This is a genomic window from uncultured Porphyromonas sp. (assembly GCF_902489635.1).
GTDB lineage: Bacteria > Bacteroidota > Bacteroidia > Bacteroidales > Porphyromonadaceae > Porphyromonas.
In genome coordinates, this window is sequence record NZ_CABUAN010000006.1 from 71,478 (window position 1) to 81,266 (window position 9,789).

General features: G+C 53.3%; 9 protein-coding genes. All 9 read right to left on the reverse strand.

The window, feature by feature from the left end; all coding sequences use genetic code 11:
* Nucleotides 1-29: 29 nt before the first annotated feature.
* Nucleotides 30-827, reverse strand: a complete 798-nt coding sequence (locus tag RDM37_RS02420; RefSeq protein ID WP_308554675.1) for an OAM dimerization domain-containing protein — start codon at nucleotides 825-827, stop codon at nucleotides 30-32.
* A complete protein-coding gene (locus RDM37_RS02425) occupies nucleotides 824-2,395 on the reverse strand; it encodes a lysine 5,6-aminomutase subunit alpha (RefSeq protein WP_308554677.1) in 1,572 nt (523 codons plus the stop codon). Before RDM37_RS02425 ends, RDM37_RS02420 begins: the two co-directional genes overlap by 4 nt.
* On the reverse strand, nucleotides 2,382-3,785 hold the full coding sequence (locus RDM37_RS02430) for a DNA mismatch repair protein MutS (RefSeq protein WP_308554679.1): 1,404 nt from the start codon (nucleotides 3,783-3,785) through the stop codon (nucleotides 2,382-2,384). The genes RDM37_RS02425 and RDM37_RS02430 overlap by 14 nt, the downstream gene beginning before the upstream one ends.
* The gene (locus tag RDM37_RS02435) at nucleotides 3,782-4,798 is read right to left on the reverse strand and encodes a hypothetical protein (RefSeq protein ID WP_308554681.1); all 1,017 of its coding nucleotides are present in this window, start codon (nucleotides 4,796-4,798) and stop codon (nucleotides 3,782-3,784) included. Before RDM37_RS02435 ends, RDM37_RS02430 begins: the two co-directional genes overlap by 4 nt.
* Nucleotides 4,799-4,851: 53 nt before the next feature.
* Nucleotides 4,852-6,117 carry a lysine 2,3-aminomutase gene (ablA, locus tag RDM37_RS02440; protein ID WP_308554683.1) on the reverse strand — a complete coding sequence of 422 codons (1,266 nt, stop codon included), beginning with the start codon at nucleotides 6,115-6,117 and terminating at the stop codon, nucleotides 4,852-4,854.
* Between the two features lie 92 nt (nucleotides 6,118-6,209).
* The gene (locus RDM37_RS02445; protein ID WP_308554685.1) at nucleotides 6,210-7,253 is read right to left on the reverse strand and encodes a zinc-binding dehydrogenase; all 1,044 of its coding nucleotides are present in this window, start codon (nucleotides 7,251-7,253) and stop codon (nucleotides 6,210-6,212) included.
* Between the two features lie 62 nt (nucleotides 7,254-7,315).
* Nucleotides 7,316-8,143: a 3-keto-5-aminohexanoate cleavage protein gene (locus RDM37_RS02450; RefSeq protein ID WP_004330807.1), complete on the reverse strand. Its 828-nt coding sequence runs from the start codon at nucleotides 8,141-8,143 to the stop codon at nucleotides 7,316-7,318.
* A gap of 30 nt (nucleotides 8,144-8,173) precedes the next feature.
* On the reverse strand, nucleotides 8,174-8,566 hold the full coding sequence (locus RDM37_RS02455; RefSeq protein WP_299366829.1) for a hotdog fold domain-containing protein: 393 nt from the start codon (nucleotides 8,564-8,566) through the stop codon (nucleotides 8,174-8,176).
* Between the two features lie 108 nt (nucleotides 8,567-8,674).
* On the reverse strand, nucleotides 8,675-9,319 hold the full coding sequence (locus RDM37_RS02460) for a CoA transferase subunit A (protein WP_308554687.1): 645 nt from the start codon (nucleotides 9,317-9,319) through the stop codon (nucleotides 8,675-8,677).
* Nucleotides 9,320-9,789 lie beyond the last annotated feature (470 nt).

Genomic DNA, 9,789 nt, shown 5'->3' on the forward strand with positions numbered 1-9,789 from the left:
ACTTCTTAGTTTGTGGAGCCGAGGGGGCTTTACTTACCCGCAGCCTCTTTGCGGCGCACGATCTCCTGACAGATGAACGAAGCCACATCGTCGGCAAAGGTGTTGGCACCAAAACCGGCGTCAAAGCCTAGCTCCTTGGCCAGCTCGTGCGAGATACGTGGACCGCCACAGATGACGATCATCTTGTCGCGTAGGCCCTCTGCCTCGATGAGCTCAATGAACTCGGTCATGTTCTTGATGTGTACATCCTTCTGTGTGACCGTCTGGGAGATGAGCAGGGCATCGGCATTCATCTCGATACCCTTGGCGATGAGCTCTTCGTTGGGCACCTGGCTACCGAGGTTGTAAGCATCGATCATGTCGTAGCGCTCTAGGCCGTAGTGACCTGCGAAGCCCTTCATATTCATGATCGCATCGATACCTACCGTGTGCGCATCGGTTCCCGTGCTAGCTCCTAGTACCACCAGCTTGCGCCCGATGTGGGTGCGGATGTACTCGTCGGTCTCCTCCATGCTCCAGGTGGTCGACTCGACCTTGGGTACGTAAATGTTGGAGTAGTCAACCGTATGGGTGCAACTACCATAACAATTGAAGAAGGTAAAGCCCTTGGTGAGCTCCTCTGAGAAGACAACCATCGGGTTTTGTAGTCCCATCTCCTTGAGTAGGAGCTTAGCGGCCTCCTCGGCCTCAGCCCCTTTAGGTACAGGCAGCGTGAAGCTCAGCTGTACCTTACCATCGTTCATGGTGTCGCCGTAAGGCTTTACTTGCGAAAGGTCGAGGGTACGGTCAAAGTCCTTCGCCTCCATTGAATATAGTCCTCCACTCATAGCTTGCCTTGTATCTTACGGTTCTTCATTAGTTCCAGTGTTGGGTTGTAGTAGCGCTCGCTCTTTGGCTTGACGCCGTCCAACCCACGTCCTCCATCGAGAGGACGCTTGATATCTGCAAAGATACCCTTAGAGAGCGCGGTAAAGAGTCCCTCGCCCTTGATCTCCTCGAGGAGGTCCAGCGTCTTGTCTAGCACCTCACGAGCACGGCTCTGGATGATACCACCCTCCTTAAACTCAACCTCGTCGCCGATGGAGCGCATATTGTTGAAGATGTAGCGCGCATTCTCGATCGAGAGGAAGCGGTCGCTCATAAAAGGCGTGTGGATAGCCTCCGTCGGCATACCGAGGAGCTGTAGTCCCTGATGCGTCCAGATACCTATTATATTAAAGAGTGCATCCTGTATGTGACCACGGAAGATGTTTCCGGTCATAAACTTCGTAGGAGGCATATACTTGAGTGGAGCCTTGGGGAAGATCTCACGCGTCATCTGAGCCTGCGCCAGCTCGAAGAGGAAGCCGTTTTCGGTCATCGGATCCATCTCGAAGGCGTGTCCTAGACCCATCTGCTCCTCAGGAAGGGCAGCTCGTAAGGCAAACTGCTCATTGATGAAGTCAGACGCTAGCACCGTGTGCGCCTGCTCAATAGCGTCAGCCGTCGTGAGGTAGTTGTCCTCACCCGTATTGATGATGACGCCGGCAAAACCATTGATCACACGACTCGTGTACTGGTCGATGATCGTGCGCTGCATATTGATATCGCGGAAGAGGATACCGTAGAGGGCATCGTTGAGCATGACGTCTAGTCCCTCGAAAGCGCCCATGATAGCGATCTCTGGCATACAGAGACCCGAGCAGTAGTTACAGAGACGTACGTACTTGCCACGCTCCTCGCCAACCTCGTCCAGCGCCTTACGCATGATGCGGAAGTTCTCCTGTGTCGCATAGGTACCACCGAAGCCCTCGGTCGTAGCACCGTAGGGTACGTAGTCGATCAAGCTCTGTCCCGTAGTACGGATCACAGCGATAATGTCGGCACCCTGTCGTGCTGCAGCCTGCGCCTGGATCACATCCTCGTAGATGTTACCCGTAGCGACGATCACATAGAGGTAAGGCTTAGGACCCTCACCGATCGTGTTGAGGTAGTTCTCACGGCGCTCTCTATGCTCGACAATGCGCTGCATACCCTTGAGGATGTAAGGCTCTAGTACGTCAGCTATTTCCTCAGGCTTGCGCGCTGGATAGTGTGTTAAGTTGATCTCGTTACGAGCCACCCCCTCAGCGATCTGCTGTGGATCCATGCCCGTAGCCAGCATTGCGTTGGCAAGGTAAAAGAAGACTCCGTCTGAGAGAGCCTCCTGCTCCTTGAGATGTGTCACGACGACGTTGGGCAGAGGCACATCGTGCTCGTCTACTCCGTCAATCCCGACGAAGCGACAGAGCGTGCGCTCGACCGTCACAGTCGTATAGCGGTCAACAAAGCTCTGCACCTCCTCGGCGATAGTGCCGGCGGCGCTGCGTGCTTTGTCCACTTTGGCAAAGTCTATACCTACTTTACTTGTCTTCATTCTTTGTTGCTAAGTTCTTTTCGCATAAATCTAATAGCTCCCTGTCCATGCCTAGTATCTCTGCTATGCGCAGAGCCTCGTGAGGCGCATCGGTCTGGGTATCCTCTATGAGAGAGTAGTCGATACAACGATTGAGCTGGTTGATCTCGAGTGGCTTGCGTAGACGCTCCTCCACGAAGCCGCGTACTCTCCATCTGTGGCATCGCCCCAAGATGCCGCTGTAATGTGTCGTGATGATAGCTCGCACAGCATACTGAGCGAAGAGCTGTACGAGGGCACTCACCAGAGCGTGTCCCTCCTCGGGATTGGTCGTGCGGGCTGGCTCATCAATGAGTGCTAAGACCTGCTTACCCTCCTTGACCGACTCAATGATTCGGTTGAGGCGTAGCATCTCGGCACCATAGGAAGAGAGCCCCGACTTGATGTCTTGATCGTCTCCAATGGAGAAGATCACCTCATCGACTGGTACCAGCTGAGCCTCTTGTGCCGTCACATAGCAGCCAAACTGCATGAGACACTGCGCCAATCCTATCGAAGCGAGCAGGACGCTCTTGCCTGCCATGTTAGCTCCTGTGATGAGCGTAGGCTGATCGGTGTAGGAGATCGTCACTGGCTGGAACTTATCCTGTCTCTCAGCTAGATGGTGAGCCACCTCAGGGTGTATCAGATCTGTCAGCCTGCTCTCGCCAGAGCGTATAGGCTTAGGACGACAGCAGCCATGTGCCAAAGCCCACTGAGCAATGGCGTGGAGCTTGTCTATCTGTGCCAAAGCCTCTAAAGCCTCCTCTATCTGGTCCGCGTAAGGGTGCAAAGCCTCGGTGAGCCGCTTCCGTACGCGATCCTCTTCGATAGCGCATTGGACGGCTAGCTCGTCTCGCTCGGTCTCCTCAGAGGTGCGCTCCATCTGCTTGCGTAGCGAACGCAGTACAGCACTATAACTGTCGCTAATGTAGAAGCTCGGGAGTCGCTCCCCGTCGATGTCTAGTATATCCACGACCTCAGTGAGTGTGTGGCACTGTAGGATCTCTAGATGATACTGCTCGGCGAGGCGACGCACCTTCTCCTCGATGAGTGCGAGTCGCTTGATCTCAAAGAGGTCGATGTCGCTACAGATGACCTGTGGCTGTCTGATCGTCTCGATAGAGCCCGAGACATTCATCAGTTCGCAGAGATGTATCGCCACCTCTTGCATGCCTTTCTGCCGCTCTTGGTCAGAGAGGTAGCCTATGTAGCGGGCCACCTCATCCAGTCGCTGCTCGATAGTCTCCACATTGCTACTCCAGGGCGTAGCCAGCATAGCCATACGTCCTGGAGAAGAGTTGAAGTGCATCTCCTCCACGACATAGCGCAGTCCGCTTATTTGGTCTATACAACTACGTAGGTCTTTCATAGCCTTCTGACATCATATACAGGTACCGCCAGAGCTTCGGATAGACGCTCACACATGCGCTCACTATCTAGCCGATAGCCTGAAGGGGCTAGCGGGTTGAAGGTGACCGCCATAAGCTTACTACTATATAGAGTCTTTATCTCCCTGCCAGTAGCTAGATAACTCTGTACAGCTTGTCCCGATGCAAAGATACGAGTAAAGTCTTTGACCACAAGCTGCCGGTGCCGCTTGATGAGCCGCAACTGATTCAGCAGTTTGTCGCTGACCACGCCTGGTACGTAGAGCATATCGCCCTCGGCCAGCCAAGTCGTGTCACGCCACATGTCGGGGGTAAGCGCCGAGGCAAAGCCTGGATCTACGATAGCCCCCTCAGTTGTTAGGAGACGCACTCCCTTGTCCACCTCTGCAAGCTGCTCCGCAAGCTTTCTGTCCGCCAACTGTGGCAGACGTATCAAGCGCATCAGCTCACGCATTCGCTTGATCAACTGCTCGGGCTGAGCCGAGTAAGCACTGCCCGTGGCAAGCACCATCCCCTCGGCTACCGAGGGAGATGCTAGCGAGAGACGTGAGAGCGCTCCGTCGATGAGTGTCAGATCAACCCCCTCCTGACTCATCCTGGCGACTACACGACGCAGACCACCCGTCGAGGGGGGACCCGCTATGAGTGTCTTGCCGATGCCTCGTGCTCGGGCATAGATAAGTCGCCCGATCGAGGAGGAGTAGATGCGATCAATGTCAAAAATCTCGGCCGGTAGGAGCTTCTTGCGAAAGAAGTTTTCCGCCGTCACAAAGCGCATCCCGTTGTGCAGGGTTATCTCTGGCTTGTCCGTCTGTGTCACCTGATCACGTAGCTCTCCATCGATGCCGATCGACGTCAGCGCCAGCTGCAGCTCTGGGTGACGCTCTCGTAGCGCACCGAGGATGTAGTTAAGACTTTCCGTCTTACCCACATTCTTGGCAGTCCCTACGATAGCGAGACTCTTGAGTTGAGCTATGTTTGCGATGAATGGCATCAGTCGATAGTTTGATCTAATAGGAGAGCTACGTAATCAAATGTGTGAGGCGTTTATCCCTTGTGAGCTTCGCGCCACTTACGGCTACGCTCCTTGCGGTCTAGATGCTCAGGAGCCATAGCTAGGCGATCACCCGTGAGTAGTCCGTAGACCCCCTCGTGGCGTGCCTTCTTACAGTCAGGGCACTGACAGGGCTCCTCCTTGTAGTCGCTAGGCTCTGTGTAGGTCGTGATGACGCCCTCATAGTTGCGTAGCACCACACGGTGAGGCGACTGAGAGATCACATAGTTTGGCATGACAGGCGTCTTGCCTCCACCACCTGGAGCATCTACGACGAAGGTAGGCACAGCATAGCCCGACGTATGTCCACGTAGAGCCTCGATGATCTCGATACCCTTGGAGACAGGCGTGCGGAAGTGTGAGATACCCTGCGAGAGGTCACATACATATATATAGTATGGACGTACGCGCATCTTGACCAACTCATGGACGAGGTGCTTCATGATCGAGGGGCAGTCGTTGATGCCACGTAGTAGCACCGACTGATTACCTAGAGGTATACCAGCATTAGCCATGCGCTCGCAAGCCTCACGGCTCTCGCGAGTCACCTCGTTGGGGTGGTTAAAGTGCGTATTGAGCCATATCGGGTGATACTTGCTCAGCATCTGTACCAGCTCAGGCGTGATACGCTGTGGGCATACGACAGGAGTGCGGGATCCGATACGGATGATCTCTACATGAGGTATAGCACGCAGGCGCTGTATGATATACTCCAGCATCTGGTCGCTAACCATGAGAGCGTCACCTCCTGAGAGGAGCACGTCGCGTACCTCAGGCGTCTGCTCGATGTACTCGATACACTTCTCGATGCGCTCCTTAGGAGAGGCAGCATCCTTCTGTCCGGCAAAGCGACGACGCGTGCAGTGGCGACAGTACATAGAGCACATATCGGTAATCAGGAAGAGCACACGATCAGGATAGCGGTGTGTCAGTCCTGGTACGGGTGAGTCCTCATCCTCACTCAGAGGGTCAAGCTGATCCTCTGGGCTTACGTGTAGCTCATTGATCGTGGGGATCGACTGCTTACGTACAGGATCGTTAGGGTCATTGGGGTCAATCAAGCTTAGGTAGTAAGGCGTGATAGCCATGCGGATCGTCTTGAGCGACTCACGTACACCCTCCTCCTCTTCGGGAGTTAGGTTGATATACTTCTTGAGCTGGTCAAGTGTCTCGATGCGGTTACGCACCTGCCAGTGCCAATCATTCCAATCAGCGTCAGAGACTTCAGGAAAAAATTCCTTTCTTCTGCTTTCGTTCATTGTGTGTGTGATTGATAGGGGATTGAATTTCGACTTGTAAAGAGTAAGAGATTAGAGCGTCTTGGATACGCTCTAATCTCTTATCCATTTACTTAAGCATATAGCTCAGTGAAGATCTTGCGTAGAGCCTCACACTCACGGAGCTCCTGCAGTGTGATCTCTGCGTGACCCTTGGTGTAACCATTACCTACGATCATCGTCACATCCTTACCGACACCCTCAGCACCGAGAGCAGCCTTGGTAAAGCTCGTAGCCATAGAGAAGAAGTAGACGACACCATCATCCTTCGTGCAGAGGATGCTGGTCATCTCTGTGTCGGTGATGTTGACATTGTTGATCGTGACATCACACATCTTGCCGTCTGTGAGCTTTTCGATCTCCTCCATGACAGGTACAGGCTGTGTAGCGTTGCCTGAGAAGACATAGTCGCAGAAGCCGAGTGCCTTCAGACGATCTGTACTACGCTGTGAGTGGCACATACCGATTACCTTACCCGTGACACCAGCACGCTTCTTAGCCTCGTAGCAGCAGAGCATACCGCTCTTACCACCAGCACCGATGATGAGGACTGTGTCGCCTGGCTTGACTAGCTTAGCCACCTGAGCAGGAGCACCAGCCACGTCTAGAGCTGAGAGTGCGAGATTCTCGGGCAGATCGTTGGGGATCTTAGCATAGATACCGCTCTCGAAGAGGATAGCCTTACCGTCGATGTCGACCTGGTCGATGTCGGGACGGATATCCTTGATCTTGTCGATGCGTAGAGGTGTCAGTGAGAGAGATACGAGGGTAGCGATCTTGTCGCCCTCCTTGAGGTCTATCTTACCCTTGAGTGCATCACCTATCTTCTCGACAGTACCGAGTAGCATACCGCCAGAGCCTGTGACTGGGTTGCGGTGCTTACCTTGCTTCTCGACGATACCCATCATGATCTCGGCGATCTTTGCCTTGTCACCACCAGCCTGCTCCGCAATCTGCGTGAAGCTAGCTGAGTCGATGTTTAGCGTCTGTACATCGATGAGGATCTCGTTGTCGTAGATCTCATCCATGTTGTTGTCGATCTTGTCTGCGGGCTGTGGTAGTACGCCCTTAGGAGAGATGACACGATGCGTGCCATACTTGTTTCCTTTCTTCTGCATATAAAAGTTGATATGATTGATTGTGTGATTGTATTAGTAAATAGGGGGAAATCAATATCCTTTTAGTGGCGAGGAGCCAGCGAAAGGATCTGACGAGCCTCAGCTGGATTAGCGATCTCACGACCCAGCTCATGAGCTATGCGTGCTGCCTTAGCGACTAGCTCGCCATTGCTCTTAGCGAGGACACCCTTAGAGAGATATAGGTTATCCTCAAAGCCGACACGTACGTGACCGCCCATGCCGATAGCAGCTGCTGCTAGTGGGAACTCGTGACGACCGATGCCGGTAGCTGTCCAGGTAGAGCCTGCGGGGATGTTCTTAACGAGCCAAGCGAGGTTGTCAGCCGTAGCGGGCGTACAGCCGAAGACACCTAGCACGAAGTTAAACTGCATCGGATCTCCAGGCACCTCACCTCTCTGCGCGAGACGCAGGATGGTGTCTAGGTGACCCATCTCAAAGCACTCGTACTCAGGCTTGATCTTATTCTCGATCATACGCTTGCCGAAGGCACGCATCATGGGAATGGTGTTTTCAAAGACATCGTCGCCAAAGTTGCACGTACCGCAGTCTAGCGTAGCCATCTCAGGCATCAGCTCTGTAGGCTGTAGACGCTCCTCAGCGGTCATACCTACCGCACCACCCGTCGAGGGGATGATGATCACGTCAGGGATCACCTTGTAGATAGCATCTAGTGCCTCCTTAAAGCGTGCCTTGGACTGCGTAGGCGTACCATCGTCCTCACGGACGTGTACGTGGATGACAGCTGCGCCAGCGTCGTAGGCGGACTTAGCCTCGCGTACGATCTCATCGATTGTGTAGGGAACAGCGGGATTCTGCTCTTTGGTTACCTCGGCACCGCAGATCGCTGCCGTTAGGATTAGTTTATCCATAGATAGTTGCTACTTAGAGAGATGACTAGATTAAGACTTGCGCTGGCACTTCTTAGGTACTACGCAGGTGCCATGTGCACGGCATACGACGACAGGCTCCTCGAGCACGTCAGCTGCAGAAGCACTGATATCGGTGCGTGGAGCGATTACCTTGCGTGCCTCAAACTGCATCTGGCGTGATGAATTACCGACCTTGGTGATCTCACCGACAGCCTCTATATAGTCACCAGCATATACTGGAGCGAGGAACTCGACCTTGTCATAGGCGCAGAAGAGACCCTCGTCGCCATCTTGTATGATGAGTAGCTCTGTAGCTACATCGCCAAAGAGCTGTAGCATCTTAGCTCCATCTACTAGGTTGCCACCATAGTGCGCATCAGCACTAGACATACGTAGACGGATCATTGATTTTGGATTTGCCATTTTTCTGGGAAAATTAAAGTGATTGATTGCTCAGAGCCTGTCTTCGGGAGAGCCTACTCAGGAGCTCCTACGCCAGTACTCCGAATGTATATAGAGTCTCTGTGCGACTTACTCAAAAATGTAGTCCACAAAGATACCAGAGGTATGTACCGCCTCGGGGCTGATCTGCCCTACGGGGACGATCTCGTCAATCTCAGCTACGACGCAGTCAGCAGCCATAGCCATCAGAGGCTGGAAGTTTTGCGTCGTGCCCTTGTAGACTAGGTTACCTGTCTCGTCACCGACCGTACCCTTGACAAACGCCATGTCGGCACGTAGTGGTAGCTCGAGGAGGTAGTCCTGGCCATTGATGTTGATCACCTTCTTGCCCTCGGCAATGATCGTACCCAGACCCGTAGTCGTTAGGACACCACCGAGACCGCAGCCACCTACGCGGATGCGCTCAGCGAGTGTACCCTGAGGACTAAACTCGACCTCTAGCTCACCATTGTTCATCTGCTCAGCGGTCATCGGGTTCGTACCGATGTGCGAGACGATCAGGTGCTTGACCTGCTTATTGGCGATGAGACGACCACAGCCACGGTCAGGATAAGAGGTGTCGTTGACGATCATCGTGAGATCCTTGACCCCACTCTCGACCAGCACGTCGACAATACGCTCAGGAGTCCCATTAGCGAGAAATCCCCCGATCATGATCGTCATACCATCGTGCAGCTTAGCTTTGAGCCCTGCCTTATCGATTGATTTTTTCATAGATCTATGTGTTTATATATTTTGAACTTGCTATCGTTGATTGTTGTTGGTCGCTCGGGGCACCACATCTTGGCACCGTTACGACAGAGCTACTGCAGCGTGCAGCCTGCACTTGTCCTCTAGGCACAAGCATAGCGTCAGAACCGCTCGGAGCAAGAAGGATCCAAGCAATTCCCCGCTTAGCATACTCTGCGTGATACTATAAGTATCAGCCTTTATGTAGCCCTTGTCGTACAACTCTTCAAAGGTACGAATATTTTGCGAATAATTCGCTTCCCCCTCCAGATGCTCAGGACTGACGCATTATAATCGCCTCTGTCAGGAGCGACACATAAGCGACAAGCGAGGGAATAGATGAGGCATTACTATATAATGTGTCAACCATGGATTGGCTGTTAGCTATTGGCTGTTAGCTATCGGAACCATCGGAGCTATCAGAGTGATCGGATCTCTAATCTCTAACTTCTAAT

Coding starts and splice junctions, on each gene's coding strand:
- RDM37_RS02450 (WP_004330807.1), bottom strand. CDS start 8,143: ATGGATAAACTAATCCTAACGGCAGCGATCTGCGGTGCCGAGGTAACC.
- RDM37_RS02420 (WP_308554675.1), bottom strand. CDS start 827: ATGAGTGGAGGACTATATTCAATGGAGGCGAAGGACTTTGACCGTACC.
- RDM37_RS02445 (WP_308554685.1), bottom strand. CDS start 7,253: ATGCAGAAGAAAGGAAACAAGTATGGCACGCATCGTGTCATCTCTCCT.
- RDM37_RS02425 (WP_308554677.1), bottom strand. CDS start 2,395: ATGAAGACAAGTAAAGTAGGTATAGACTTTGCCAAAGTGGACAAAGCA.
- RDM37_RS02455 (WP_299366829.1), bottom strand. CDS start 8,566: ATGGCAAATCCAAAATCAATGATCCGTCTACGTATGTCTAGTGCTGAT.
- RDM37_RS02435 (WP_308554681.1), bottom strand. CDS start 4,798: ATGCCATTCATCGCAAACATAGCTCAACTCAAGAGTCTCGCTATCGTA.
- RDM37_RS02430 (WP_308554679.1), bottom strand. CDS start 3,785: ATGAAAGACCTACGTAGTTGTATAGACCAAATAAGCGGACTGCGCTAT.
- RDM37_RS02460 (WP_308554687.1), bottom strand. CDS start 9,319: ATGAAAAAATCAATCGATAAGGCAGGGCTCAAAGCTAAGCTGCACGAT.
- ablA (WP_308554683.1), bottom strand. CDS start 6,117: ATGAACGAAAGCAGAAGAAAGGAATTTTTTCCTGAAGTCTCTGACGCT.